The organism is Vibrio anguillarum, from assembly GCF_001989995.2.
In the GTDB taxonomy this organism is placed as follows: Bacteria; Pseudomonadota; Gammaproteobacteria; order Enterobacterales; family Vibrionaceae; genus Vibrio; species Vibrio anguillarum.
Genome location: NZ_JAHGUP010000027.1, coordinates 117,485 through 144,333 on the forward strand (window position 1 = coordinate 117,485; position 26,849 = coordinate 144,333).

Here is a 26,849-nt window from a genome sequence, read left to right on the forward strand (position 1 = left end):
CAGTATATACTGTTCTGCTGGCGAGTATAACACGGCAATAAAAAGCCCGTCACTTTGGACGGGCTACAAACAGTGTACTGGCCATTCGATCCGCTAAAGAATAAAGCGGCTCAAATCTTCATTCTCGACTAACTCACCTAGGCGCTGCTTGACGTAGGCGGCATCGATAATCATTGAGGAGCCAGGCTTTTCTGTTGCATCAAATGAGATTTCATCCATCAAACGCTCCATCACGGTATGCAGGCGACGTGCGCCGATATTTTCCGTGGTTTCATTCACTTTCCACGCGGCTTCCGCAATTTGAGTGATGCCATCTTCAGTGAATTCAATGTGCACCTCTTCCGTCTTCATCAGCGCAATATACTGCTCGGTCAGAGAGGCTTTCGGCTCAGTCAAAATACGTTTAAAGTCATGGCTCGATAATGCTTCAAGTTCGACGCGAATCGGCAAGCGGCCTTGCAACTCGGGGATTAAATCAGAGGGCTTCGCCACTTGGAATGCACCCGACGTAATAAAGAGGATATGATCAGTTTTAACCATGCCGTGCTTAGTCGAGACGGTACTGCCCTCAATCAAAGGTAGCAAATCACGTTGTACCCCTTCACGCGACACATCTGGACCTGAGCTTTCGCCGCGTTTACAGATTTTGTCAATCTCATCGATGAAGACAATGCCGTTATTTTCAACATTAAAAATAGCTTGATCTTTCAGCTCTTCCTGATTGACCAATTTTGCCGCTTCTTCCTCAGTCAAAGCTTTGAAGGCCTCTTTGATTTTGAGTTTGCGTTTTTTCTTGGTATCCCCTGCAAGGTTCTGAAACAAACCTTGCAGCTGATTGGTCATCTCTTCCATGCCTGGAGGTGCCATAATTTCAACCCCCATTTGAGGGACAGCGACATTGATTTCAATCTCTTTGTCGTCGAGCTTTCCTTCACGCAACTTTTTACGGAAGATTTGGCGAGTGTTCGAGCTCTCTTCGCCCTTTTCATTCTCTCCCCAAGCATCACGAGCTGGCGGCAATAAAGCATCTAAAATACGCTCTTCTGCTTGCTCTTGCGCGCGAAATTGCACTTTTTCCATCGCTTGCTGGTGAGTCATTTTTACCGCGACATCGGTTAAATCGCGAATAATGGTTTCCACTTCTTTACCAACATAACCCACTTCGGTAAATTTGGTCGCTTCCACTTTAATAAATGGTGCGTTGGCAAGCTTGGCGAGACGACGAGCAATTTCCGTTTTTCCCACCCCAGTTGGACCAATCATCAAAATGTTTTTCGGCGTTACTTCGGCGCGCAAGCTCTCTTCGAGCTGCATGCGACGCCAGCGGTTACGCAGCGCAATCGCCACCGAACGTTTGGCTTTATCTTGACCAATAATATGGCGATTTAATTCGTGAACAATTTCACGTGGAGTCATTTCAGACATCAGATTTTCCTTAATTCTTTACCCTAACACTGTCTTTATTTTTCGGTGGTCACTGTTTGTTGCAGTAGCAATTCCGCCGGTATTTCTAGTTCTTCGATAGTGTGGAAATGGTTGGTAAACACGCAAATGTCGCCCGCAATTTTCAGTGCTTTTTCAGCGATTTCACGTGCATCTAAATCGGTATTTTCTAATAATGCGGTCGCCGCAGCTTGGGCAAAATTACCACCCGAACCGATAGCAATCAGGTCGTTTTCTGGTTGAACGACGTCACCATTGCCCGTAATAATGAGCGATGCAGTTTCATCAGCCACCGCTAAAATCGCTTCTAGCTTACGCAGTGCTCGGTCACTACGCCAATCTTTTGCCAGCTCAACCGCGGCCTTAGTAAGATGACCTTGATGCATTTGCAGCTTACTTTCAAAGCGCTCAAACAAGGTAAACGCATCGGCTGTGCCACCTGCAAACCCTGCCAAGACTTGATTATTGTACAGACGGCGAACCTTGCGCGCGTTGCCTTTCATTACGGTATTACCGAGCGATACTTGTCCGTCACCGGCGATGACAACTTTATTATTACGACGTACAGAGACGATGGTAGTCACGACAGGACCTCTTATTTGTTTTCACGATGGAGTTAGCAAATATATGAGGATGGTTGGGGAAGATTTCAAGTCACAAAAAACACTCACCGCGAATCGATTGGATGCGGTGAGTGATCGCTCTTATTGTGGTTCAGTCCAAATGGCGCACGGCTCAATTTTAGCGCGTTGTAATTTATGCTCGTCACGCTGCGCATCACGCTTATATTTGTATGGCCCTAATACCACGCGATACCAACTGCTGCCTTCCGTTTTTCGGATTTCACTTTTTAAACCCTGAAACGCGATATCAAGTTTACGGCTTTCAGCCTGTGCCGAAGTTTTGTACGCCCCACACTGCATGATATAAGGGATTTCAGACACTTTTTGTTCTTTGGCTACCACTTCCACTTCACGTTTCGGCAAGCTATCCACGTAATCCCATTTTTCCTCTGGAGGCGGTGGGATCACTTTCTCTGGCTTAGGTTTTGCGACTGGTTTTGTAGGAACCACAACCGCTTGAGGCGGCTCAGGATCACGGCTGAGTAAGAACAGCCCATAACCAAAACAGGAAACGAGCAACAGTGCCAATAAGCCACTACGCCAAGGTTTACGACGTGGAGTTGTTTTTTTCGGGGTCGGCTTTTTCGGACTACGACCGCGCCTTACATAATCTTTATTAGCCACAGAGAATTCAAAAGTTGATGGTTTGTGCCAATGTTAATGCAGTTTCCAACGACTTAATAGTGTTGAAAGAGTTGCAGCGCATCAAAAGTGCGCTGCATGTGGTTAGCTCAAGCGAGGAGGTGCTGCGCTTTCTCGAATCACTAACTTGGTTTCTAATAGTCGAGAACCTGCGCCAACCTCTTGACCGCGAAGAAGATCGAGCATCATGAGCATCGCTTGACGTCCTATCTCATAGCGCGGCTGTGAGATGGTCGTTAACGGTGGATCGCAGTAGAGCGCAAATTGAATATCATCAAATCCCACCACTGAAATATCTTGTGGAACGCGCAAGCCCAATTTTTTGGCTTCCTTAATGACACCGATAGCCATACTGTCATTATGACTAAAAATGGCTGTGGGTGGCTCAGATAACGCCAATAATTGGCGCAGTGCTTTAGCCCCAGCTTCAAAAGTAAAATCACCATAAGTGCAATAATTAGGGTTCATGGTAATTCCTGCACGGCGTAAGGCTTGTTGATAACCTTGATGGCGGAACTTACACAGCGTGGCCTCTGCTGGCCCCGATATTTGCGCGATGCGTTTGTGCCCGAGCTGCGTCAAATAGTTCACCGCTTCAAACGCTGAAGTAAGGTTATCAATATGTACCGTCGGCAACTCAAGTTCTGGCGCAAATTCACATGCCATAACCATAGGTGGCAGGTTTTTTTGCTCCGGCTTACTAACATCAAACGGCAAATCCGTTCCCAGCAACAACATGCCATCGGCCTGCTTAGTAAATACGAGGTTAACTAACGAACTTTCTCGCTTTTTCTGCTGACCACTATCACCCAACAGTACTAAATAACCATGTTCCATCGCCGCATCTTCGATACCACGAATGATCTCTGTGAAGTAAGGGTCACAAATATCAGGCACGATAGCGACAATGGTTTTAGATTCATTACGGCGTAAGTTGCGAGCGAGAGAATTTGGTGAGTAACCAGCTTCCAAAACAGCATCTTCGACACGCTTTCGCGTTGAAGATGATACTTTTTCAGGGTTCATCAACGCCCTAGATACTGTGGCGGTTGATACACCTGCAAGCTGGGCAACATCCTTCATTGTCGCCATAGAAATTAACCTCTTTAAAAGTTGTTACTGGGCTGAAATCACCCGTTGTTATGTTTATAAAATCCGGTTGTAAAATCTGGTTATCCATTTTGAACGCTGAGCTGTTATTCACAGCGGATATATGAGTGATAGTCTATTCATTTCCACCCAGAAAGTTACGGTCAGATTAACAAATTTCACATAATAAGCGTGAAGCCACTCACATTAGAGAGGATTAAATAGGCTGACAAAAATAACAGTAACCTTTTTAGCACTCGATTGCTTCAATATGTTACATCTCATTTCATCGAAAACGCTACTGAGGTTTAACTGAGATCTTGCGGTTCAATATCTAACGACCAGCGAATTTTCTTGGCTAATGGTAACAGTCCAATCGCAGGCTTAGCACTCATCAATAGTTTTTGCATTTTGGAGCGATGTTGAGTTTGCAGTAATAACTGCCAGCGATATTTGCCCGCTCTTTTCGCCAATGGGGCTGGAGTTGGCCCTAAGACTAAGCACGAATCATCAAATAACGGATGCGCTTCTAACGTATGCCTAATTTGGCGTAAAAACTCTTCCACCATCGAAGCTTGATTGGATTCCGCTTTAAACAGTGTGAGATAGGTGTAAGGTGGCAACATCGCTATTTTCCGCTCTTCTAACGCGGTTTCTGCAAAATGACGATAATCCTTTTGCAACAGTGCTTGCAGCAAACTGTGTTCCGGGTGATGCGTTTGTAAAATCACTTCGCCGGGTTTACTAGCGCGCCCTGCTCGACCTGCCACTTGAGTAAATAGCTGCGCCAAGCGTTCGGCGGCACGAAAATCACTGCTGTATAGCGAACCATCCACATCCAATAACGCTACTAAAGTCACATCGGGAAAATGGTGCCCTTTAGCGAGCATCTGCGTGCCAATTAAAATCTGATACTCACCTTGGCGAATCGATGATAAAGCACTTTCTAAACTGCCTTTACGACGCGTACTATCGCGATCAATACGCACCGTTTTATATTCGGGGAAAAGCTGCGCCAGTTGCGCTTCAAGTTGCTCAGTACCTACCCCAACCGTAACCAACTGAGTTGAACCACAACCTTGACACTGATGAACCACCGAACGTTGCGAGCCACAATGGTGACAGCGCATGTCACTGCTGTATTGGTGAAAGGTATAGTACGCATCGCAACGTTTGCACTCGGCAATCCAACCGCATTCATGGCACATCAGCGCGGGCGAGAAGCCGCGCCGATTGAGAAACAGCATCACTTGGTTACCTGCACTGAGGTGTTTTCTCATCTCAGCAATCAGCGGCGCTGATAACCCACTCTCTAAAAACAGGCCTTTCACATCCAACACTTTGTTTTTAGTGGGAACCGCTACGCCCGCACGCTGAGTTAAGCTTAAGTGATGATATTTGCCACTCAATGCATTATGCAACGTTTCTAATGCTGGAGTGGCAGAACCGAGCACAATCGGGATCTGCTCAAGATTTGCACGCATTACCGCGACATCTCTTGCATGGTAGCGTAGGCTATCTTGCTGTTTATACGAAGCGTCGTGCTCTTCATCAACAATGATGATACCTAGATCTGCAAAAGGCGTTAGCAGCGCTGAGCGAGTACCAATGATAATGCCCGCAATATTATCACGCGCCGCTAACCACGCGTTGAGGCGCTCGGTTTCATTGAGCCCCGAGTGGACCACGGCAACTGGCACATTAAATCGCTTACGAAAGCGGTTAATGGTTTGTGGTGTTAGACCAATCTCAGGCACCAGTACCAATGCCTGACGTCCTTTTTCTAAAACGGGCTTGATTAAGTTTAGATAAACTTCGGTTTTCCCTGAACCGGTGACCCCTTCAAGTAAATAGCATGCGAAATGGTGATGGCTATTAATTGAAGCAATCGCGATCGCTTGTTCTTGGTTTAGCTTGGGCTTTTCCACATCCGCTTCAACATTCTGCGGCCAAGCCGTCTGTGTCGGCCGTTTTTCCAGTGATTCTATCCAGCCTTTCTCTTGTAAGGTTTTGAGTACGCTGCTACCTACCTCTTCATCAATAAACAGTTGATGGGGCACAGCGCCAGACTCAAGCATCGTCATCACTTTGGCTTGCTTTACCGCTCGCCCGAATCCTTGCATGAGTTGATCGCGCCCACTGGGCGTCAGTTGCCACTCCACTAAGGTCGAAAAATCGGCCGCTTTCCCTTTGCGTAATGCGCCAGGCAATGCATTAAATAACGTGTCGCCTAATGGGTATTGATAAAATTGGCTACACCATAACAGCAATTGATAGAGTTTCTCTGGCCAGACTGGCTGGCTATCGAGCACCGCTTTTAGCGGCTTTAATTGATCGACTGAAAACTCAGACTCACTGACTATAGCGGTGACGATACCCACCAGAGTTTGCCGACCAAATGGCACCGACACTCGTCCACCAACAATCGGAAACAGATGACTTGGGATCTGATAATCAAACTGCTTATCCAATGGGACAGGTAAGGCAACGCGTGCAATGGTGGGGCGCATAATCGACCGTTCGTTCTACAAAAAATGTGAAAAGACAGTCTACTGGATGCGTCACCGAAATTCGAGCTTCGTCATTGGACAAAAATGTGGCGAAAATAGCGGCGAAATGGCTTGATCCACTGAAGAGGATTCATTAATATATCGCGCCTTGATGATATGGCTTCTTGCTTGATGTTAAGCAGTCAGCGGTATCAACATTTTTTTATTAACTACGTGTGGTGTCCGGCTTCGATTCGGATAGCGACGCGGCCCAATTAGAGGTTATCCCATGAAAGCTGGTATCCATCCAGAGTACAAAGCAGTTAGCGCGACTTGTTCTTGCGGCAACTCTTTCGAGTTCAGCTCAACGCTAGGCAAAGATTCTATCCACCTAGACGTGTGTGACAAATGTCACCCATTCTACACTGGTAAGCAACGTATCGTTGATACTGGCGGCCGTGTAGATCGCTTCAACAAGCGTTTCGGTGCTCTTTCTAGCAAATAATCTCTTTTTTGCTAGAAAATTAAAAAAGGATGCTTCGGCATCCTTTTTTGTTGGCATTTTTTGTATAGTTGTCAGTACGCACTGGTCTTATCTGCGACATTTTCTCCATTTTTTGATGAAGCACGTCAGGTTCCCGCCTAGGAAGTTTGAGCGACATCCATTAGAATTATGGACCTTTTCCAATCCAACACGAGCACTTATACCTATGTCTGATGACACTCACCAAGAATTAACGGCAGAAGAACAATTTCGCCAACGCGCACTCGATTACCATGCTTACCCAACCGCAGGTAAAATTGCCATTTCACTAACTAAGCCTGCCGACTCGGCTGAAGACCTTGCTTTAGCTTACAGCCCGGGCGTCGCTGAACCGGTTCGTGAAATCGCACAGAACATCGACAACGTTTATAAATACACTGCGAAAGGCAACACCGTCGCTGTGATCTCAAACGGCACGGCTATTCTTGGTTTAGGTAACTTAGGTCCGATGGCTTCCAAGCCCGTCATGGAAGGAAAAGCGCTACTGTTTAAACGCTTTGCTGGACTTGATTCAATTGATATTGAAGTAAAACACCGCACAATCGATGAATTTGTCGATACGGTTGCCAATATCGCCGACACCTTTGGCGGCATCAACTTAGAAGATATCAAAGCACCAGATTGCTTTGAGATTGAACGCCGTTTGATCGAACGCTGTAATGTGCCTGTTTTCCATGACGATCAACACGGCACTGCGATTGTTACCGCAGCTGGCATGCTCAATGCGATTGAACTGCAAGGCAAGAAACTCAACGAATGCACTATCGTCTGTCTTGGCGCTGGCGCAGCAGCCACCGCTTGCATGGAACTATTGATTAAGTGCGGCGCAATGCGTGAAAAAATCTACATGCTTGATCGCAAAGGTGTGATTCATACTCGTCGCGATGACATTAATGAATATAAGCAGTTGTTCGCTAATAACACCGACAAACGCACACTGGAAGATGTGATTGAAGGCGCTGACTTATTCCTAGGTGTGTCAGGCCCCAACCTGCTGCCTGCCGAAGCGCTAAAATTAATGGCCGATAAACCGATCGTATTTGCTTGCTCAAACCCGGATCCGGAAATTAAACCGGAACTCGCACGCGCGGTACGTGATGATTTAATTCTCGGCACAGGTCGTAGCGATTATCCAAACCAAGTCAACAACGTGTTGTGCTTCCCATTTATTTTCCGTGGCGCTTTGGATGTCCGTGCTAGTGAAATTAATGACCAAATGAAGCTAGCCGCAGTTGAGGCGATACGTGAACTGGCTAAAGAAGAAGTGCCGGCTGAAGTGTTGAAAGCTGCAGGCGTAAAAGCGTTAAGTTTCGGCCCTGAATACATCATTCCAAAACCGATGGACCCACGCCTACTGCCTCGTGTTGCTAAAGCGGTTGCTCAAGCAGCGGTTGACTCTGGCGTCGCTCGAATCGAGATGCCTGTCAATTACATGCAAGAATAATCACAAGCTTGAGCGGCTAAATGCCTCGCTCGAAAAAAAACCGCTGACTTTCAGCGGTTTTTTTATATTCTGAGACACAGAGCCAAAGTCACAATGGCAACTTACCCAGTATCCTCTCGATTTTATCTCGTTGTACCGCAATTACGCGCTACACTTCTTCATCATCATACGCTTCAAATTCAATGCCCATGGCGGTCATTAATGCTTTTGCTTCCGTCGGAATATCGTCTGGACGATCTTTTCTCAAATCTTCGTCGGTCGGTAAAGGTTGACCGGTATAAGCATGCAAGAAGGCTTCACACAGCAGCTCACTGTTTGTTGCGTGGCGTAAGTTATTGATTTGACGGCGAGTGCGCTCATCAGTTAATACTTTCAACACTTTCAATGGGATTGAAACGGTGATTTTTTTGACTTGCTCACTCTTCTTCCCATGTTCAGCATATGGGCTAATGTATTCCCCATTCCAGTCTGCCATTGCGCACCTTCGTTATCGTAATTGGTCGTTAAAAATTTGAAAGTTGGATTTTAGCGGGATTTACCGCCACAAGCAAAGACATATAGACGTCTAGATATATTGACGTCTTCTTTTGAGTTCAGTAAAGTGTGCCATTATCGACAAAGAGATACCCGAAATACTTGAAATTTCAGCAGAGCGGCAAGTCAAGGCAGCCAGACTATGTGATTGAAGTAGGTGAACCTAGCCAACATCGCAGCAACTTCAAGTTAGAAAGGGGATAGCAATCTCACGCACTATCGGATATAGCTAATACTCGAGACAATGGACGTTGCCATTTCGTTGTCCCCAGATAAAGCAGGAACCCCTCAATAAAAGTCAGTTTATTGAGTTTAATTAAGTAAGGAAACCGTCATGACCACTCGCAAGCCAGCCACCATCGCCGTTAGAACCGGTATTGAATCCGACTCTCAATATCATGCTGTTGTGCCTCCAATTTATCTTTCGACAAATTATAGCTTTCCTGCGTTTGGTGAAGTGCCTAAATACGATTACACACGCTCTGGCAACCCAAATCGAGGGCTGCTCGAAAAAGCGTTGTTTGAACTCGAATCGGGTCAAGGCGCGGTGGTGACTAACTGTGGCACTTCGGCGCTGAATCTATGGGTTTCCGCCTTTTTAAGTCCTGACGATCTGATTGTGGCCCCGCATGACTGTTACGGTGGCACATATCGCCTGTTTAATACACGCGCCAAAAAAGGCGATTTTAAGACACTCTTTATTGATCAATCCGATCCAAACGCTTTGCAGGCCGCTTTGGCGAAAAAACCCAAATTGGTACTCATTGAAACCCCATCCAACCCATTAGTTCGCGTGGTCGATATTGCTGATATTTGCCAACAAGCACACGCCGTCGGTGCATTAGTGGCGGTTGACAACACCTTCTTAACGCCTGTCTTCCAAAAACCATTAGAGTTGGGCGCAGATTTTGTCATCCACTCCACCACCAAATTCATCAATGGCCACTCCGATGTGATTGGCGGAGTTGTTATCACCAAAACAGAGCAGCACGCTGAAGAGCTAGCATGGTGGGGCAACTGCCTTGGCTCAACGGGAACCCCTTTTGATAGCTATATGACGCTGCGTGGCATTCGTACCTTAGGCGCAAGAATGCGCGTCCATGAGGAAAGCTCACGTGCCATTTTGGACTATCTGCAAAGCGAAGCCTTAGTAAAGGTCATTTATCACCCGAGTTTGCCAGAGCATCCTGGCCATGAGATAGCGAAAAAGCAGCAATCTGGCTTTGGCTCTATGCTCAGTTTTGAGTTTGCGGGCAGCTTTGAACAGCTCAAATATTTTGTCTCTCAGTTAACATTATTCTCACTGGCAGAATCATTAGGAGGCGTGGAGAGCTTAATCTGCCACCCCGCTTCGATGACTCACCGAGCGATGGGCGAAGAAGCGTTGGCCGAAGCCGGTGTTTCACAGCAGCTATTACGCCTATCGGTCGGCTTAGAAGATGCCCAAGATTTGATTGACGATCTCGTGCAAGCCTTTGCTAAAGCGAAGGAGGCCTATTAATGACTGCCCTACGTCAATTGCACAAGTTTGGCGGTAGCAGCCTTGCCGATCCTGAATGCTACAAACGGGTCGTTAATATCTTAAAAGAGTATTCTCAAGCTGATGATTTGGTGGTGGTTTCTGCCGCAGGAAAAACCACCAATCGTTTAATCGAATTTCTCGACGCTCTCAATAAAGATGGCCGAGTAGCTCATGAGAACTTGCAATCGGTCCGTCAGTACCAAATCGATTTAATCAACGCGCTGCTCGATGAAGATGCAGCGCAACCGCTCATCACTTTACTCACCAACGAAATTCGCACCTTGGGTCAGCTTTGCGCGCCCCTATCGCCAGCTCAACAAGCGGCGGTACTTGGCCATGGTGAAGTGTGGTCATCACGCTTATTGGCGGCGTTACTCAATCAACATAACCTTGCGGCTGTGGCACAAGACGCCCGCGAATTTCTTCGCGCGCAAGCAGGCACACAACCGGAAGTGGATCGCGCCCGCTCCTACCCTTTGCTGAAAGAAATTTTGGCACAACACGCGCATCACCGAGTGATCATCACAGGCTTTATGGCTCGCAGTGAACAAGGTGATACTGTGCTACTTGGGCGCAATGGCTCTGATTACTCCGCTACGATGATCGGCGCACTTGCGGAAGTAAACCGAGTAACGATTTGGAGTGATGTGGCCGGTGTTTATAGCGCCGACCCGCGCATTGTTAGTGATGCCTGTTTACTGCCGCTACTGCGTTTGGACGAAACCAACGAGTTAGCGCGCCTTGCCGCCCCAGTATTGCACAGCCGAACTTTGCAGCCCGTGGCGCAAAGCACCATGGATTTGCACTTGCGCTGCAGTTATCAACCCGAAGCAGGATCGACTCGTATTGAGCGTGTATTGGCATCGGGACGCGGTGCCAAAATCATTACTTCACTTGATGATGTGCTGTTGATTGAGCTTAATTTTGCTCACGGGCATGACTTCCAGCGCCTACAAAATGATGTACTACGCAGCTTGCGTCGTGCTCAACTCGAACCGCTAGCTTTCGATACTCAAGCCGATCAACACCAACTGCGCCTTGCCTATACTGCTGAGATTTCAGGTGGAGCCCTAGCCCATCTGCAAGATGCCGCTTTTGAAGCAGAAATTAAACTCAAAGAAGGCTTTTCATTAGTCGGTGCCGTGGGTGCGGGAGTGACGAAAAACCCCAATCACTGCTACGGCTTTTATCAACAGCTACGTTCATCACCGATCGAGTTTATCTGTGAAGCCGAATCTGGGCTGAGTTTAGTCGCAGTACTGCGTAAAACGCCGATCACCCCCTTAGTGGTGGGTATGCATAACCAACTATTTCAGGCGCAAAAACGGGTCGCACTGGCACTATGTGGCAAAGGCAACATTGGTTCGAGTTGGTTAAAACTCTTTGCTGAACAAAAATCAGAGTTAGAAAAACGCCATGGCATGAACTTCGAGTTGGTCGCGGTGGTCGATAGCCAAACCTATTGGTTTGATGAGCAAGGGATTGATGCAGCATCGGTTTTAAAGCATTTTGACGATGAAGCGATTGCCAGTGAAGGAATGGCTTGGCTACAGCGATTAAGCAATATTCAAGGATATGACGAAGCGGTTGTGCTCGATGTAACCGCAAGCAAAGAACTGGCTGATCACTACCTCAACATTGCTGAAAATGGGGTGCACCTCATCTCAGCGAATAAAGTCGCGGGCTCTTCCTCTAGCGTCGATTACCACCAAATAAAAGAAGCGTTCGCGAAAATTAGCCGCCATTGGCTCTACAACGCGACGGTTGGCGCAGGCTTACCCATTAACCACACGGTACGTGATTTGCGTGAAAGCGGTGATGAAATCGTCGCCCTCTCTGGTATTTTCTCTGGCACTTTATCTTGGTTATTTCAGCAATTCGACGGCTCAATACCGTTTAGCGAACTGGTCGATTTAGCATGGCAACAAGGACTTACCGAGCCTGATCCGCGCAGCGATCTGGATGGTTCAGACGTAATGCGCAAACTGGTGATCCTAGCCCGTGAAGCGGGATTACATATCGAACCGGAAAATGTCAAAGTTGAATCACTGGTTCCTGATGAGCTCAAGCACCTCTCACTGGATGACTTTTTAGACAAAGGCCAACTGCTGAGTGAAAAATTAGCAGAGAGACTAACCAAAGCACAACGTGAAGATAAAGTGCTACGCTATGTCGCAAGGCTTGAGAAAAATGGCAAAGCAACGGTGGGGGTTGAAGCTTTAGAGCGTGAACACGCTTTGGCTAACCTTTTACCTTGTGACAACATTTTTGCTATCGAGAGTAAATGGTATCGCGATAACCCGTTAGTGATTCGTGGCCCGGGCGCTGGTAGAGAAGTGACAGCAGGAGCTATCCAATCTGACCTCAACTTGCTGTCAAGCTTGCTGTAACACTCCAGCTTATTCCAGATTAAGGGGCCACTAGGCTCCTTAATTTAACTGCGAAAGGATGATATTAGGTCATGCATACCGAGGTTGAGCATGACTTGAAGGTCACTCACAATCAACATGAATAATATTCATAATTACAGTGTTGACATTAAATGCTATTCAATACATTCTGTGGACATATAGACGTCTAAACGTCAACTTAAGGAATGATAGATTGGCGGAAGAACGCCACAGGGAGAAATAAAATGGGATACACGCACGCCGGTCATATTGATGCACTCAACCAGAACGTGGCTGAGCTATCAGATAATATCAATGTCTCATTTGAGTTTTTTCCACCCAGCTCAGCGCAAATGGAAGAGACATTGTGGAATTCCGTTCACCGTTTAAAAACCCTGCAACCTAAATTTGTTTCTGTGACTTACGGGGCAAACTCTGGCGAGCGCGACCGCACCCATTCGATCATTAAAGAGATTAAAGATCAAACTGGCCTTATTGCAGCACCGCACCTCACTTGCATTGATGCCTCTCGCGATGAGCTTATTCAGATTGCCGATGACTACTGGCACAACGGCATCCAGAACATAGTTGCACTGCGTGGCGATATTCCCGCTGGTGGCGGCAAACCAGAAATGTATGCTTCCGACTTAGTGACTCTACTCAAATCTCGCCATGATTTTGATATTTCTGTCGCGGCATTTCCAGAAGTCCACCCTGAAGCGAAAAGCGCGCAATCCGATCTGGTCAATCTAAAACGCAAAATTGATGCAGGTGCAAACCGCGCAATTACTCAATTCTTTTTTGATGTTGAAAGCTACTTACGATTTCGCGACCGCTGCGTAGCTGCTGGTATTGATGCTGAAATTGTACCGGGCATTCTACCGGTATCAAACTTTAAACAAGCTTCTCGCTTTGCCGCGCAAAACAACGTTAAAGTCCCCGGATGGATGGCGAAACAATTTAATGGATTAGATGATGACCCAACCACACGCCAGCTCGTGGGTGCAAGCCAAGCAATTGACATGGTTCGCATTTTAAGCCGTGAAGGCGTCAAAGACTTCCATTTCTATACGCTCAATCGCGCTGAAATGACCTACGCATTGTGCCATACGTTGGGCGTAAGACCGAAAGCATAAACTTTCTCTGCACTCATAACGCTATTATTGGTAAATGTTGCTCGTGATAAAACGCGATGATTGATTAAAAGTAACGCCGACTTGATGTCGGCGTTGTGGTATCACTTAAGCGAGCAGATTATTCCACGTCGTCCATTTTACCAAGTAAGCTACGAATACGATCTTGCCATGCATTCTGCTCTTGCTCCATCTGCTGCGCTTTTTGCTCAAGCTCTTCACGCGCTACTTTTAGCTCATTCGCTTCATTCACGAGCTGCTGTTTCTCTTCTTTAAGCTCTTCCACTTCCATTTGTAGAAGTGCGATGGTGTCAACTGCGGTTTGAATTTTTGCTTCTAGTAGTTCTAATACTTCAAAAGACATGGTGCATACCCTTAGTTATTCGGTTGAGGTGAACAAAATTTCACTTATTGGTTCATTCTACTCAGCACAGCGCTCAGAAACACTCACTATATGCAAATTTTCTCGCTATTTGGCTAAAAAATCGGCTCAACTTAACCGTCAACTCACTTAAGCGCCAAACCTAGGCCGAAAAACACTTTATCTGGCCATGGATTTGCTCAATTTGAGGCTTAGCTTTGATCAAGTGCAACCCTTGCGAACTAAAAAAGCAAACGTTTACTATTTGATATGCTAAAATTCCCGCCGAAATTTCCTATTCCCTTTTCTTTGGAGCTAGCATGAAACGCGATTTAGCAATGGCATTCTCTCGAGTCACTGAAGGTGCCGCACTGGCAGGTTACAAATGGCTTGGCCGAGGCGATAAAAATGCGGCCGATGGCGCAGCGGTAGAAGTCATGCGCAACCTACTCAATAAAACCGACATCCAAGGTGAAATTGTAATCGGTGAAGGCGAAATTGACGATGCTCCAATGCTCTACATTGGCGAGCTTGTTGGCCTTGGTGGCGATGCGGTTGATATCGCAGTGGATCCTATTGAAGGTACGCGCATGACGGCAATGGGCCAGTCAAACGCATTGGCTGTTTTGGCGGCTGGCGAAAAAGGCAGCTTCCTTAAAGCACCTGATATGTATATGGAAAAATTGGTGGTTGGCCCCGGCGCTAAAGGATGCATTGACCTCAATAAGCCTTTAAAAGAGAATTTAGAAAATATCGCCGCCGCGCTGAATAAACCATTAGACACTCTAGTTGTGATCACCTTAGCGAAACCTCGCCATGATGCCACCATAGCGCAGATGCAAGAGATGGGTGTTCGCGTGTTTGCTGTGCCAGATGGCGATGTCGCCGCCTCGATCCTAACTTGTATGCCTGATAGTGAAGTCGACGTGATGTACTGCATCGGCGGTGCACCTGAAGGAGTGGTTTCAGCCGCGGTCATCCGAGCTCTAGATGGTGACATGCATGGCCGTCTACTACCACGTCATGAAGTCAAAGGCGATACGGAAGAAAACCGCATTTACGGTGCAAAAGAGTTAGCTCGCTGCGCGGAAATGGGTGTCGAAGCTGGCATAGTGTTGAAAATGGAAGAGATGGCCCGCAGTGATAACGTCATTTTCTCAGCTACTGGTATCACCAAAGGGGATCTGCTGGAAGGTATTACCCGCAAAGGCAACATCGCCACCACAGAAACGCTATTAATTCGTGGCCGCTGTCGTACCATTCGCCGTATTAAATCAATTCACTACTTAGAACGCAAAGACCCAGAAGTGCGCGCGATCATTTTGTAATCCGCCAGTGCTTTGTTCTGTTTTATTTTAACGACAAAGCATAAAGAGACAAAAAAGACCGCAATGCGGTCTTTTTTATTTACTCACTTTATACCAAGATGGAAGAAGCGATTAAAACAGCTCTTCAGCCACTTTATACAAATCAGTGCGAACTGGACGCTTCATATTTTCAATTGCGTCGATAATATCGTGGTGAACCAACTGCTCTTTCTGAATACCAACACAACGACCACCGTGGCCATCAAGCAGTAAATGTACCGCAAAATTACCCATGCGTGACGCAAGAACACGGTCAAACGCCGTCGGGCGACCACCGCGTTGAATATGACCCAGCACGGTAGCGCGAGTTTCACGTCCCGTTGCTTTTTCAATTTCTTTCGCCAGTTGGTTAGCATCCATCATCAACTCAGTCAGTGCAATAATGGCGTGTTTCTTACCTTTCTTAATACCGTCTTGAACATTTGCAATCAGTTGCTCCATATTCAGGCCAGTTTCAGGGGTGATGATGTATTCACAACCGCCTGCAATCGCCGACATCAGAGTCAAATCACCGCAATGACGACCCATAATTTCAACAATAGAAATACGTTGATGAGAAGAGGAAGTATCACGTAAACGGTCAATCGCATCGATAACCGTATTTAATGCTGTTAAGTAGCCAATTGTGTAATCGGTACCAGCAATGTCGTTATCAATCGTGCCTGGTAAACCAACGCATGGAAAACCCATTTCGGTCAGCTTTTTCGCACCCATGTAAGAACCGTCACCGCCGATGACAACTAAAGCATCAATACCATGCTTTCTTAGGTTTTCGATCGCTTTTTCACGTACTGCGACTTCACGAAATTCAGGGAAACGCGCAGAACCTAGGAAAGTACCACCTTTATTGATAACGTCAGAAACGCTTGAACGATCCAATTTTTTAATGCGATCTTCATAAAGACCAAGGTAGCCATCGTAAATACCAAATACTTCCAAATCAGCACCGAGTGCCGTACGAACAACACCACGGATTGCTGCGTTCATGCCAGGTGCGTCACCGCCACTAGTCAAAACACCGATCTTCTTAATCATGCTCACCCTCGATTTTTTGGGAACTTAATACTAATTTTTTACGCTGTCCGTTAGCGATAAAACCGACAGCAAAATCTTTCTAATCTGTGCATAATGTTACCTTTCCTAAAGAGGAATACTACTGTTATTTGCACGAAATTATGTAAGTTTGCTACTTATGTAAGAGTATTACAGTTTTGAGTTAATGCTTTGTTGATTCATATCAGAATCAGGCTTATTTATTGTTCTTAAAAAGATAGTTAATAAGCGCGTTTTTGTCGCTACCACCCTTGTGATTTTTGCTTTTTTTCTGGTCCAAACACCACAGAATAAGGATCTTGGTGGATTAATACATCAGCTCCCGGGAAAGCCTCGAGTAGCTTATCTTCCACCTCATCGGAAATGCGATGCGCCTCAATCAAGCGGATATTGTCATCTAGTTCCAGATGTAGCTGAATGAATCTTACAGGTCCAGACATGCGAGTTCTTAATTGATGCACACCCAACACACCAGCCACAGAAAGACATTCTGTGCGGATTTGCTTCAATTCCTCATCAGGTAACTTACGATCCAATAAGGTCTGAATGGCCTCTTGCACCATACGAAAAGCGCTGTAAAGAATATAAACGCCAATGCCGATCGCAAAGATGGCATCGGCCTGTTTAAAGCCAAACCAGCTCAATATAAGCGCGATCATAATCGCCGCATTCATGAACAGATCGGTTTGGTAATGCAATGAATCCGCGGCAATGGCTTGGCTGCCCGTTTTTTTCACCACATGCTTTTGGAACAACACTAAGCCAAAAGTCACTAGCATTGCAAACAGGCTGACATAAACGCCATATTCAGGAGAAGTTAATTCGTGTGGGCGGAAAAAACGGTCAACCCCATTGAGGATAAGAAAACAGGCCGAGCCTGAAATGAACATCGCTTGGGCAAGAGCCGCAAGCGATTCCGCCTTACCATGACCAAAGGCGTGCTCTTTATCTGCGGGCTGCAGTGCGTAACGCACCACAATTAAATTGACCACGGAAGCGGCAATATCAAGTAAGGAATCAATCAAGGATGCGAGTAGGCTGACCGAGCCAGTAACCCACCAAGCGATCACTTTTACTATCAGCAACAATGAGGCTACAAGGGTTGCTGTCCAGGCAGCAAGCGTAACAAGGCGTGCGTATTCTTGTTTCATATCACTAAAATCAGCTTGAGAATGAGCAGGTAGTATACCTTCTCAAATTAAGAATGAATATGACACAAAAATGAACAGGCCTCACCCGAGGCCTATTATCAATGATTAGCGGTTATCAATGATTAGCGGTTATCAATGATTAGCGGTTATCAATGACTAGCTATTTTTTTTCATGTGCTTAGGACCATTTTCCATGCACTTCTGCATGCGATCTTGTTGTAGCGTTTGCAGTTTTGCTTTTTGTTCCGGAGTTAGCACACTCATCATGTCATGACGTTTTTCTAGCATCTTGACACGGTGAGCGACCTGTTGATCGACCATCTCTTTGGCTAGTTCATTTGCCGCTGCCGCATCAAAGTTCTCAGCGAGCACGAGAGCCTGTACTTTGTCATGGTGCGCTTTCATTTTCGCTTGGCGTTGACCTTTGTGCTCACCCTTCATCGCTTCGCGATTCGCCTCACGCATTCCTTTCAGCTTTGCTTGTTGATCAGACGTCAAATCAAGCTGCTGCATCATGCCGCGATCAAAACCGCCACACTCATCATTTGGGCCTTTATGCTGCTCTTTACCACCAAATGCAAAGACGCTTGCTGTGCTAAGAGTCAGAGGAAGTATCACCGCCGCAAGTACTAATTTTTTTGCCATTTTCATCATCTATTCCTTCACTAAGTGGATTCTAACAAGCTGTATTCACAGCGCTTGAGTGTAGAATAGGGCCTGTACGGTAAAGCAACGTATAGTGAGCGTAAAGAATCGTAAAGAGCTTATTGCTCACTGAATATCTTGCCTATTTCGCAGTAAACTGTACCCATAACTTCCCCAACGACGAGGCGACACATGGCGCATATTCTTCTGATTGATGATGATACTGAGCTCACCAGCTTACTAAAAGAAGTCTTGAGCTATGAAGGCTTCGATGTCTCTGAAGCGAATGATGGAGAGAGCGGGCTCGCGGCCATTCATGATCGCATTGATCTTGTCTTACTCGATGTAATGATGCCTAAGCTTAATGGGATGGAAACGCTGAAAAAGTTACGTGAAAACTGGCATACCCCGGTATTAATGCTCACCGCCAAAGGAGAGGAGATCGATCGCGTCATCGGTCTAGAACTCGGCGCGGATGACTATTTACCGAAGCCTTTCAGTGACCGAGAGCTGCTGGCACGCATTCGCGCGATTTTGCGCCGAACCCAAACCAGCAATGGCACCAAACATAATGAAGTCATTGAGTGCCAAGATATTCAAGTATACCCCAGCAAGCAGGAAGCCTATTGCCAAGGGCAATTGCTGGACCTTACCACCACGGAATTTGCCTTGCTGACTCATTTTGTGCAAAACCCAGGCGAAACCTTAACTAAAGAAGCGCTCAGCCTTGATGTTCTAGGAAAACGGTTGGCGGCCTTTGACCGCGCGATTGATATGCACGTCTCGAATTTACGCAAGAAATTACCTGAGCGTGTCGATGGTAAATCACGGATTAAAACGCTGCGTGGTCGTGGCTACCTCATGATTCTGGAGGATTAATGCGCCTACCTAAAATCAACAGCCTTTATGGCAGAATTTTTGCCATTTTTTGGTTTACGATGCTGCTGGTGCTGATCGCAGTATTAGCACTGCCGCACCTTGATCCTCGTAAAACCCGTGATATACCTAGCGATGAATACCAACGTCTTACACACTTAAAACAAAAAATAGAGAGTATGTTTAAAGATGAGCATGAACTCACACGCATCCTCTTTCGTTTAGAAAGTAGCAGCAACAAGCGTGGTGAAGGGCACATGCGCGAGAAGAACGGCACTCCACAATTCTTTATCACAACGCCAGATGGCACAATTCTCACCACCAAAACTCAAGCCGACTTTAAGTTTAAAGCACTCCAAAATTTCGTGACCAGCATTGAATCCATTGATAAGCCACAACAGAAGCTCTATGGCCGTTATATGATTTCAGGTCCATTGCCAATTACCCTTGCTAAGCAAGATCTACTCATGTTTGTCGGTATTCGCTGGAATGAGCCCCCTCCGTTCTTATTGCAACTATTCGACCGTCCGTTCGGCCTACTGCTTGCCGTGATGCTCGTCAGTACACCACTACTCTTATGGCTCGCATGGGCATTGAGTCAACCCGCCAGCCGCCTCGAGCAAGCCGCCAAACGGGTCGCTCGCGGCGAATTTGTGGTCGACCCAAGCTTAGAAAAAGGCACCAGTGAATTTCGCCAAGCAGGAAAAAGCTTTAACCAAATGGTAGAAGCCGTCAATCAGATGATTTCTGGCCAGCAGCGATTGCTGTCGGATATTTCACACGAACTGCGCTCCCCTTTAACGCGACTGAGAATGGCCAATGCACTTGCCACTCGAAAACAAGGTAGCAGCTCAGAATTGGAGCGGATCGACACCGAAGCACAGCGTTTAGAGCAGATGATCGGTGAACTTCTGACGCTTTCGCGTATGCAAACCAATAGCCATCTCAGCCGAGAAACTCAACCGCTATCCAGTTTATGGGAGGAATTATTGAGTGATGCCCAATTTGAGGCGGAGCAGATGGAAAAAAGACTCACCTATAATGCGATTCCACCGCACACGATTTCCGGTACACCAAAACTGCTGATGAGCGCATTGGAAAACATTGTGCGTAACGCCATTTACTATGGCAAAGATGAAATCAATATTACCTTTTCGGTCGAAAAAGGCAGACTATCGGTTTGCGTGGAAGACAATGGTGAAGGCGTTCCCGAAAACGAGTTAGACGATATTTTCCGCCCCTTTTATCGTGTTTCCACTGCGCGTGATAGGCACAGTGGTGGTACAGGGTTAGGTTTAGCCATCACCGAAAGTGCCATTCGTCAACACAGCGGTACGATTCACGCAAGTCGCAGCCAATTAGGTGGGTTAAAAGTACAATTCACGCTCCCATTGGATAGTTAAATTCCACTTATGCCTATATCGCCAAATAACGGGTGACTTGTACTCAATAGGCTCGTCACCTTATACTTCCGGCCCACACTCTTTAAGAGCAGCTATACCATGTTTGATATCGCACTTTACGAACCTGAAATCGCCCCTAATACCGGAAATATTATTCGCTTGTGTGCCAATTGCGGCGCTAATTTGCATCTTATTGAACCGCTAGGTTTTGATCTAGAAGATAAGAAAGTGCGCCGCGCAGGGCTTGATTACCACGATTTAGCGCGCGTAACGCGTCATGCCAACTTGGATGCCTTTATGGACTACCTCAATGCAGAGCGCGAAACGTACCGGATTTTTGCTTGTACCACTAAAACCACGGGGCACCACGTCGATGCGCAGTTTCAAAAAGGAGATGTGTTGATGTTTGGCCCAGAAACTCGTGGATTACCAGCGCAAGTCATCGAAAGCCTACCGATGACACAACGTATTCGTATTCCGATGATGGCAGAAGCTCGCAGTTTAAATCTCTCTAATGCGGTCGCTATTATTGCGTTTGAAGCGTGGCGTCAAATGGGCTTTGAAGGTGCGCAATAACAGCGCTAGTGTTCTAAAACGGTAGGAAGATAAATCACCAAATAGCAAAAAGGCCGCCTAGGCGACCTTTTTATTAATTCTAGATATTAGGCTAGATTACAGAACAGTTACTTGAGCTGCTTGTAGGCCTTTTTGACCATTTTCTACATTGAAAGACACTTTTTGGCCTTCAATTAGAGTTTTGAAACCGTCAGAAGCGATTGCATTGAAGTGTACGAACACGTCAGCGCCGCCGTTATCTTGAGTAAGGAAGCCGAAACCTTTAGTTTCGTTAAACCATTTTACAGAACCAGTTGTTTTGTTAGACATAATGTGTCCCTTTTATTTAAATTCATAAAGTTATCGCGCTTATGCGCAATGCACTGATAGATTGAATTATTTAATGTTACGAATAAGGTAAGGGAAACACTGAGGACATCAATTTTTACGATGGATTCTGAGAATTTACTTTTACTTTTATTTTTTGTTTCATTAATAACCCCTGAACAACAGAGCGAGGCCACTATAGGCTTTAACGTTACACTAAGCAACCTATTTCGCGATCTAAATTGTCCGGTCAACTCTGGTCAATCCCAAAGGCTCATCAAAGCCTTTTAATTCAACTTGTTGCGTTCGCCCTCTTTACGTTCGAACTCACCTTCTAATGTTTCTCCCGCCTCCGATGATGAGAAAGGAGTTTGGGAAAAAGAACCATGACTATGCCGGCCTGCGCGAAATTCCGTTTGGAAATGACTAGCACTATTTACGACTACTTTGTTCATCAAATAGTTGGCAAGTAACGCACGAGGGGCTGGCAATAACGCCACCATACCAAGTGCATCGGTCAAAAAGCCAGGAACTAAAAGCAGAACTCCAGCCACCGCCAATATTACACCTTCAACAATTTGTTGAGCAGGTAGCTCACCTTGTTGCAAGCGATGTTGAACACTCAATAAGGTCTGAATACCTTGACTACGAACCAATGAAGCACCAACGAATGCCGTAATCAGCACCAAGGCGATGGTTGGCCACATACCTAGCAAGCTGCCTACTTGGATAAAGAGACCAATTTCAATGATTGGCACAAAAATAAAAGCCAGAAGTAAGATTGGAAACACACGCCCTCCTTTGTTTATTGCTCTCACCTTACCGTCAACCACAAGCAACTACAACACCCGCTAGTCAATCAAAGCACACAACCTGATTACGGCCACCTAACTTGGCTTGATACAATGCAACATCGGCTTTTTGAATCAAACTATCAAGGCCATCAAACAATACGCCTGTCGTGCAGCCAGCACTCACCGTCACGGGTACAAGCTTCCCCTGCCAATAGAATCCAAACGAAGCGATGTGATAACGAATTTTATTGGCCATTGCGATCACCTCTTGTGGAGATGCACCGGGTAAGGCAACTAAAAATTCTTCGCCCCCCCAGCGCACACAGCAGGCATCAATACTGGTGGATTGCCAAAGAATATTGGCCAAGGTACACAGCAATTGATCGCCCGCCATATGTCCAAAATTATCATTGATCGATTTAAAATGATCAATGTCGAGCATGATAACCCCCACATCACAACCCAACTCCCTATCTTCAATCCAATACTCTAGGCCACGTCGGTTAGTTAAATGGGTTAGAGGATCGGAATTGGAGATATGAAGCACCTCTTCCAACGACGCTTTTAATTGATGAATATTCTGGAAAGTAACGATATGCCAATTAGGCTGGCACTCAGCCTTAATTTGAGCACTTACGGTAAACCAACGTTGCAAACCATCACCACACTTAATTAGTGCGGGAATTTCTGCAATTTGTCGGTTCGCAAGCATCGAAGCATGGACTTCCTTCTCCCACATTAGAGCAACTTCTTGCCGATACTCAGGATCTGGATAAACCGTGGTAAACCAAGTAGAAATATCAGGAATATCTTGGATGGTGTAACCTAACTCTTTCACAAAAGTCTGATTAAAATAGAGATGCTGCCGATTGTTATCTCCCTCTATGGTAGAAATTATCCCTTGCGAAACGACTATCGGGAGAGGAATGATATCAAGCGACCGGAAAAAATAGTCTTGAAACTGTGTAAGGGAGAGCCCATCGACTTGCGTCATATCAATACATCCTTATGCCAATACCATCCTTACATTTATAGACCATATACTTAGCCATCACTCAATATCCACACCGACAAAGCCTAACCTTCGCTAACAAAATACAAACAAACCCCATGCATACAAATAAATACCACCACCAACATAATCGTCACTTATTAGTTAATCAAGGTGAGAATCATTTTTTAAACCTGAAAATAACGCCTATGGATACACATCAAATTTTCATCAAATATTGACTTAAAAGGTGATCCACTTACTATTTTTTAAATCTAGGTTAAGTATGATGTGCCACAGAAGTCAGGACGGATTTTCCAGCCTAAAACTCTGACGAATGGACTCTTAAGTTGCAGAAATGGCTAATAATTTCACTAATTATCAGAATAATTCTCTAAGGATCCTGTTATGGCTAACCTATCAGAAACGACAGCTGCTACAGCTAACTCGGCCACTCGTATCGAAGAAGATCTATTAGGTCAACGTCACGTTCCTGCTGACGCGTATTACGGCATTCATACGCTGCGCGCTATCGAAAACTTTAATATTTCAAAATCAACCATTTCTGATGTGCCTGAATTTGTACGTGGTATGGTGATGACTAAAAAAGCTGCCACGCTAGCCAACAAAGAGCTCGGCGTCATTCCAAGCCAAGTGGCTAATTACATCCTCCAAGCATGTGACTTGATCCTAGAAACAGGTAAGTGCATGGATCAATTTCCGTCAGACGTATACCAAGGCGGTGCCGGCACTTCTGTCAATATGAATACCAACGAAGTGATCGCAAACCTTGCTCTGGAATTGATGGGTAAAGAAAAGGGTCAGTACGAGTTCATCAACCCCAATGACCACGTTAATAAAAGCCAATCAACCAACTGTGCTTACCCTACTGGTTTTCGTATTGCGGTATACAACAGCATCCTGAAACTGATTGATTCAATTGCCTATCTAAAAGGTGCGTTTGAGCTAAAAAGCCAAGAGTTCTCTGGCATTTTGAAAATGGGCCGAACTCAATTGCAAGACGCCGTACCGATGACCGTAGGTCAAGAGTTCCGCGCTTGGGCGGTCACCATTAATGAAGAGATCCGCAACCTAGAGTACACCTCTAAACTGCTGCTTGAAATCAACCTTGGTGCAACGGCTATTGGTACTGGCCTCAATGCAGCGCCGGGCTACCAAGCGGCGGCAGTGAAGCACCTTGCTGCGGTGACTGGCTTAGCTGTGGTACCAGCGGAAGATTTAATTGAAGCAACCTCTGACTGCGGGGCTTATGTGATGGCGCACGGCGCGCTAAAACGCCTTGCTGTGAAACTCTCTAAAATCTGTAATGACTTGCGTCTTCTTTCATCTGGCCCTCGCGCGGGTCTAAACGAGTTGAACCTACCTGAACTGCAAGCTGGGTCTTCCATCATGCCTGCAAAAGTAAACCCTGTGGTGCCTGAAGTGGTCAACCAAGTGTGCTTTAAAGTACTTGGTAACGACAACACTATTTCCTTTGCCGCAGAAGGTGGCCAATTACAGCTAAACGTGATGGAACCTGTGATTGCACAAAGCATGTTTGAGTCAATTGAAATTCTTTCAAACGCCTGCATAAACCTTCGTGACAAGTGTGTTGACGGCATCACTGTCAATAAAGAAGTGTGTGAAGCTTACGTATTCAACTCTATCGGTATCGTGACTTACCTTAACCCATATATTGGCCACCATGAAGGTGACATCGTGGGTAAAATTTGTGCGGAAACGGGTAAGAGCGTACGTGAAGTGGTGCTTGAGCGAGGCTTACTCACCGCCGAAGAGCTCGATGACATCTTGTCCGTCGAAAACTTTATGCGCCCTCAGTACAAAGCGAAACGCTACGAATAATCAAAAAAGGCTCTGATTCAGAGCCTTTTTACTTTCTACAAGTTATTAAGTGAGGAAAAATTGCGTTACATCATGGCGCAAAGCATACCGTTCAATATCGCTGAACCTGTAGAATGACCCTATTTTTCATTATCTTTAGGAGTATAAGATGTTCTTAATTGAGTTCCTTATCGTATTAGGATGTATCCTAATTGGTGCAAGGATTGGTGGTATTGGGCTTGGTGTGATGGGCGGTATTGGCCTTGCTGTACTGAGCTTTGGATTTGGCATGCAACCAACCAGCCCACCGATTGATGTGATGTTGATGATCATGGCCGTGGTTGCAGCAGCAGCCTCAATGCAAGCGGCTGGCGGTTTAGATTATTTGATCAAAATTGCCACTAACATTTTGCATAAAAACCCTCGCCACATCACTTTCATCGCCCCTTTGGTAACTTACTTTTTTACAATGATGGCTGGTACAGGTCACGTGGCCTATTCAGTACTGCCCGTTATTGCTGAAGTGAGCCGTCGCAGTGGTATTCGTCCAGAACGTCCTTTAGGTATGGCGGTGATCGCGTCACAATTTGCGATTGTAGCTAGCCCAATTGCGGCCGCCGTCGTGGCGTTAGTCGCCTTCTTAGAACCACAAGGCATCACGCTAACGGATGTGTTGATGATCACCATCCCAAGTACCATTCTTGGTTTGGCTTGCGCGTGCTTATTCGTCAATAAAATCGGTGTTGAACTGAAAGACGACCCAGAATATCAACGTCGCTTGCAAGACCCAGAATTTCGCGCAGAGATGGAACAAGAAGTATCAATTGCTGATATTCAAATCACGCCACAAGCGAAAAAATCGGTCGGGCTATTTTTGTTCGGTGCCATTGTGGTGGTGGTGATGGGTGCATTGCCTAGCTTGCGCCCACAATTTAACGGCTCAGCCATGGGGATGGCGCACACGATTGAAATCGTGATGCTGTCTATCGCGGCGCTGATCATTTTACTGTGCAAACCTGACGGCAACGCCATCAGCCAAGGTTCCGTATTCCATGCAGGTATGCGTGCCATCGTGGCGATCTTCGGTATCGCTTGGTTAGGTGACACCTTCATTGCCGGCCATGGTGCCATGGTCAAAGAAGCGGTCTCTGGCTTAGTGGAAGTCGCACCATGGACATTCGCGTTCGCGTTATTTGCTCTGTCGGTGATGGTCAATAGCCAAGGCGCAACAACAGCCGTGTTAGTCCCTGTTGCAATAACCTTGGGTTTGCCACCAGCCATTATTATTGCGGTTTTCGTTGCCGTTAACGGTTACTTCTTCATTCCAAACTACGGCCCTATCATCGCATCTATCGACTTTGACCGGACTGGTACCACTCGTATTGGTAAGTATATTTTCAACCACAGCTTTATGCTCCCAGGCTTGTTAAGCATGGTGTTTAGTATTGGTTTTGGTTTGTTGTTCTCCAATATTTTGATGTAATCTCTACTATTGTTATAAGGGAGCTTTGGCTCCCTTTTTATTTGTTACGTATAAAATATTGATACATATCAATAAAGCAATAAATAATTACTTCTCTTCATTCATTCAGCTTAATGAATAAAATTTCAATATATTTACCCTACAACGA

24 protein-coding genes are annotated in these 26,849 nt (G+C 46.0%); 11 read left to right on the plus strand and 13 right to left on the minus strand.

What is annotated here, in order from left to right:
* Positions 1 to 93: 93 nt before the first annotated feature.
* The 5 genes from hslU to priA form a co-directional block, all read right to left on the minus strand.
* Positions 94 to 1,425 carry an HslU--HslV peptidase ATPase subunit gene (hslU, locus tag PL85_RS08010; RefSeq protein ID WP_013855851.1) on the minus strand — a complete coding sequence of 444 codons (1,332 nt, stop codon included), beginning with the start codon at positions 1,423 to 1,425 and terminating at the stop codon, positions 94 to 96.
* Between the two features lie 35 nt (positions 1,426 to 1,460).
* Positions 1,461 to 2,027, minus strand: coding sequence for an ATP-dependent protease subunit HslV (hslV, locus tag PL85_RS08015; RefSeq protein WP_010317615.1), 567 nt, complete (start codon positions 2,025 to 2,027; stop codon positions 1,461 to 1,463).
* Between the two features lie 120 nt (positions 2,028 to 2,147).
* Positions 2,148 to 2,690, minus strand: coding sequence for an SPOR domain-containing protein (locus PL85_RS08020; protein ID WP_088729196.1), 543 nt, complete (start codon positions 2,688 to 2,690; stop codon positions 2,148 to 2,150).
* A gap of 102 nt (positions 2,691 to 2,792) precedes the next feature.
* Entirely contained in the window at positions 2,793 to 3,800 is a 1,008-nt protein-coding gene (gene cytR / locus PL85_RS08025) for a DNA-binding transcriptional regulator CytR (RefSeq protein WP_017043195.1), read from the minus strand.
* A 305-nt stretch (positions 3,801 to 4,105) separates the two neighbouring features.
* On the minus strand, positions 4,106 to 6,307 hold the full coding sequence (gene priA, locus PL85_RS08030) for a primosomal protein N' (protein ID WP_115339357.1): 2,202 nt from the start codon (positions 6,305 to 6,307) through the stop codon (positions 4,106 to 4,108).
* Between the two features lie 268 nt (positions 6,308 to 6,575).
* On the opposite strand from priA, the gene rpmE reads away from it, so the two are divergent.
* Entirely contained in the window at positions 6,576 to 6,791 is a 216-nt protein-coding gene (gene rpmE / locus PL85_RS08035; protein ID WP_010318344.1) for a 50S ribosomal protein L31, read from the plus strand.
* A 205-nt stretch (positions 6,792 to 6,996) separates the two neighbouring features.
* On the plus strand, positions 6,997 to 8,274 hold the full coding sequence (locus tag PL85_RS08040; RefSeq protein WP_026027888.1) for a malic enzyme-like NAD(P)-binding protein: 1,278 nt from the start codon (positions 6,997 to 6,999) through the stop codon (positions 8,272 to 8,274).
* Positions 8,275 to 8,422: 148 nt separating this feature from the next.
* Here the strand turns inward: PL85_RS08040 and metJ are convergent, their stop codons facing one another.
* Positions 8,423 to 8,749, minus strand: a complete 327-nt coding sequence (metJ, locus tag PL85_RS08045; protein WP_010318342.1) for a met regulon transcriptional regulator MetJ — start codon at positions 8,747 to 8,749, stop codon at positions 8,423 to 8,425.
* A 393-nt stretch (positions 8,750 to 9,142) separates the two neighbouring features.
* Here metJ and PL85_RS08050 point away from each other — a divergent pair, with 393 nt between their 5' ends.
* The 3 genes from PL85_RS08050 (at position 9,143) to metF (ending at position 13,856) form a co-directional block, all read left to right on the plus strand.
* Complete coding sequence (locus tag PL85_RS08050; RefSeq protein WP_017046779.1) at positions 9,143 to 10,309, plus strand: O-succinylhomoserine (thiol)-lyase; 1,167 nt, start codon at positions 9,143 to 9,145, stop codon at positions 10,307 to 10,309.
* Positions 10,309 to 12,720, plus strand: coding sequence for a bifunctional aspartate kinase/homoserine dehydrogenase II (locus tag PL85_RS08055; protein WP_081245075.1), 2,412 nt, complete (start codon positions 10,309 to 10,311; stop codon positions 12,718 to 12,720). Before PL85_RS08050 ends, PL85_RS08055 begins: the two co-directional genes overlap by 1 nt.
* Before the next feature lie 245 nt (positions 12,721 to 12,965).
* Complete coding sequence (gene metF / locus PL85_RS08060) at positions 12,966 to 13,856, plus strand: methylenetetrahydrofolate reductase (RefSeq protein ID WP_017043191.1); 891 nt, start codon at positions 12,966 to 12,968, stop codon at positions 13,854 to 13,856.
* Positions 13,857 to 13,974: 118 nt separating this feature from the next.
* Here the strand turns inward: metF and zapB are convergent, their stop codons facing one another.
* On the minus strand, positions 13,975 to 14,217 hold the full coding sequence (gene zapB / locus PL85_RS08065) for a cell division protein ZapB (RefSeq protein ID WP_010318338.1): 243 nt from the start codon (positions 14,215 to 14,217) through the stop codon (positions 13,975 to 13,977).
* Between the two features lie 317 nt (positions 14,218 to 14,534).
* Here zapB and glpX point away from each other — a divergent pair, with 317 nt between their 5' ends.
* Entirely contained in the window at positions 14,535 to 15,542 is a 1,008-nt protein-coding gene (gene glpX, locus PL85_RS08070) for a class II fructose-bisphosphatase (RefSeq protein WP_064625978.1), read from the plus strand.
* A gap of 111 nt (positions 15,543 to 15,653) precedes the next feature.
* Here glpX and pfkA read toward each other — a convergent pair whose 3' ends face one another.
* The 3 genes from pfkA to PL85_RS08085 all read right to left on the minus strand — a co-directional run bounded on the left by pfkA (position 15,654) and on the right by PL85_RS08085 (position 18,439).
* Positions 15,654 to 16,616, minus strand: coding sequence for a 6-phosphofructokinase (gene pfkA / locus PL85_RS08075; RefSeq protein ID WP_026027886.1), 963 nt, complete (start codon positions 16,614 to 16,616; stop codon positions 15,654 to 15,656).
* Positions 16,617 to 16,876: 260 nt separating this feature from the next.
* Positions 16,877 to 17,785, minus strand: coding sequence for a CDF family cation-efflux transporter FieF (fieF, locus tag PL85_RS08080; protein ID WP_010318335.1), 909 nt, complete (start codon positions 17,783 to 17,785; stop codon positions 16,877 to 16,879).
* Positions 17,786 to 17,941: 156 nt separating this feature from the next.
* Positions 17,942 to 18,439 carry a CpxP family protein gene (locus PL85_RS08085; RefSeq protein ID WP_017049227.1) on the minus strand — a complete coding sequence of 166 codons (498 nt, stop codon included), beginning with the start codon at positions 18,437 to 18,439 and terminating at the stop codon, positions 17,942 to 17,944.
* 183 nt (positions 18,440 to 18,622) lie between these two features.
* On the opposite strand from PL85_RS08085, the gene PL85_RS08090 reads away from it, so the two are divergent.
* From PL85_RS08090 to trmL, 3 genes are all read left to right on the plus strand, one after another.
* Positions 18,623 to 19,309 (plus strand): response regulator, encoded by a 687-nt coding sequence (locus tag PL85_RS08090; RefSeq protein ID WP_013855837.1) that lies wholly within the window; start codon positions 18,623 to 18,625, stop codon positions 19,307 to 19,309.
* A complete protein-coding gene (gene cpxA, locus PL85_RS08095) occupies positions 19,309 to 20,709 on the plus strand; it encodes an envelope stress sensor histidine kinase CpxA (RefSeq protein ID WP_013855836.1) in 1,401 nt (466 codons plus the stop codon). Before PL85_RS08090 ends, cpxA begins: the two co-directional genes overlap by 1 nt.
* A gap of 99 nt (positions 20,710 to 20,808) precedes the next feature.
* A complete protein-coding gene (gene trmL / locus PL85_RS08100; RefSeq protein ID WP_115339358.1) occupies positions 20,809 to 21,285 on the plus strand; it encodes a tRNA (uridine(34)/cytosine(34)/5-carboxymethylaminomethyluridine(34)-2'-O)-methyltransferase TrmL in 477 nt (158 codons plus the stop codon).
* Between the two features lie 96 nt (positions 21,286 to 21,381).
* On the opposite strand, the gene cspE is transcribed toward trmL, so the two are convergent.
* The 3 genes from cspE to PL85_RS08115 all read right to left on the minus strand — a co-directional run bounded on the left by cspE (position 21,382) and on the right by PL85_RS08115 (position 23,379).
* Positions 21,382 to 21,594: a transcription antiterminator/RNA stability regulator CspE gene (gene cspE / locus PL85_RS08105; RefSeq protein ID WP_013855834.1), complete on the minus strand. Its 213-nt coding sequence runs from the start codon at positions 21,592 to 21,594 to the stop codon at positions 21,382 to 21,384.
* 284 nt (positions 21,595 to 21,878) lie between these two features.
* Positions 21,879 to 22,382: an FxsA family protein gene (locus PL85_RS08110; protein ID WP_174223809.1), complete on the minus strand. Its 504-nt coding sequence runs from the start codon at positions 22,380 to 22,382 to the stop codon at positions 21,879 to 21,881.
* A gap of 64 nt (positions 22,383 to 22,446) precedes the next feature.
* Positions 22,447 to 23,379: a GGDEF domain-containing protein gene (locus PL85_RS08115; RefSeq protein ID WP_115339359.1), complete on the minus strand. Its 933-nt coding sequence runs from the start codon at positions 23,377 to 23,379 to the stop codon at positions 22,447 to 22,449.
* A gap of 405 nt (positions 23,380 to 23,784) precedes the next feature.
* Here PL85_RS08115 and aspA point away from each other — a divergent pair, with 405 nt between their 5' ends.
* Positions 23,785 to 25,239: an aspartate ammonia-lyase gene (gene aspA, locus PL85_RS08120; protein WP_115339360.1), complete on the plus strand. Its 1,455-nt coding sequence runs from the start codon at positions 23,785 to 23,787 to the stop codon at positions 25,237 to 25,239.
* 148 nt (positions 25,240 to 25,387) lie between these two features.
* Positions 25,388 to 26,701, plus strand: coding sequence for an anaerobic C4-dicarboxylate transporter family protein (locus PL85_RS08125; protein ID WP_017042196.1), 1,314 nt, complete (start codon positions 25,388 to 25,390; stop codon positions 26,699 to 26,701).
* Positions 26,702 to 26,849: the final 148 nt, after the last annotated feature.

Coding starts and splice junctions, on each gene's coding strand:
- trmL (WP_115339358.1), top strand. CDS start 20,809: ATGTTTGATATCGCACTTTACGAACCTGAAATCGCCCCTAATACCGGA.
- hslU (WP_013855851.1), bottom strand. CDS start 1,425: ATGTCTGAAATGACTCCACGTGAAATTGTTCACGAATTAAATCGCCAT.
- priA (WP_115339357.1), bottom strand. CDS start 6,307: ATGCGCCCCACCATTGCACGCGTTGCCTTACCTGTCCCATTGGATAAG.
- metF (WP_017043191.1), top strand. CDS start 12,966: ATGGGATACACGCACGCCGGTCATATTGATGCACTCAACCAGAACGTG.
- rpmE (WP_010318344.1), top strand. CDS start 6,576: ATGAAAGCTGGTATCCATCCAGAGTACAAAGCAGTTAGCGCGACTTGT.
- cspE (WP_013855834.1), bottom strand. CDS start 21,594: ATGTCTAACAAAACAACTGGTTCTGTAAAATGGTTTAACGAAACTAAA.
- zapB (WP_010318338.1), bottom strand. CDS start 14,217: ATGTCTTTTGAAGTATTAGAACTACTAGAAGCAAAAATTCAAACCGCA.
- PL85_RS08090 (WP_013855837.1), top strand. CDS start 18,623: ATGGCGCATATTCTTCTGATTGATGATGATACTGAGCTCACCAGCTTA.
- metJ (WP_010318342.1), bottom strand. CDS start 8,749: ATGGCAGACTGGAATGGGGAATACATTAGCCCATATGCTGAACATGGG.
- PL85_RS08055 (WP_081245075.1), top strand. CDS start 10,309: ATGACTGCCCTACGTCAATTGCACAAGTTTGGCGGTAGCAGCCTTGCC.
- PL85_RS08050 (WP_017046779.1), top strand. CDS start 9,143: ATGACCACTCGCAAGCCAGCCACCATCGCCGTTAGAACCGGTATTGAA.
- cpxA (WP_013855836.1), top strand. CDS start 19,309: ATGCGCCTACCTAAAATCAACAGCCTTTATGGCAGAATTTTTGCCATT.
- PL85_RS08085 (WP_017049227.1), bottom strand. CDS start 18,439: ATGATGAAAATGGCAAAAAAATTAGTACTTGCGGCGGTGATACTTCCT.
- cytR (WP_017043195.1), bottom strand. CDS start 3,800: ATGGCGACAATGAAGGATGTTGCCCAGCTTGCAGGTGTATCAACCGCC.
- pfkA (WP_026027886.1), bottom strand. CDS start 16,616: ATGATTAAGAAGATCGGTGTTTTGACTAGTGGCGGTGACGCACCTGGC.
- aspA (WP_115339360.1), top strand. CDS start 23,785: ATGGCTAACCTATCAGAAACGACAGCTGCTACAGCTAACTCGGCCACT.
- glpX (WP_064625978.1), top strand. CDS start 14,535: ATGAAACGCGATTTAGCAATGGCATTCTCTCGAGTCACTGAAGGTGCC.
- PL85_RS08125 (WP_017042196.1), top strand. CDS start 25,388: ATGTTCTTAATTGAGTTCCTTATCGTATTAGGATGTATCCTAATTGGT.
- fieF (WP_010318335.1), bottom strand. CDS start 17,785: ATGAAACAAGAATACGCACGCCTTGTTACGCTTGCTGCCTGGACAGCA.
- PL85_RS08115 (WP_115339359.1), bottom strand. CDS start 23,379: ATGACGCAAGTCGATGGGCTCTCCCTTACACAGTTTCAAGACTATTTT.
- PL85_RS08040 (WP_026027888.1), top strand. CDS start 6,997: ATGTCTGATGACACTCACCAAGAATTAACGGCAGAAGAACAATTTCGC.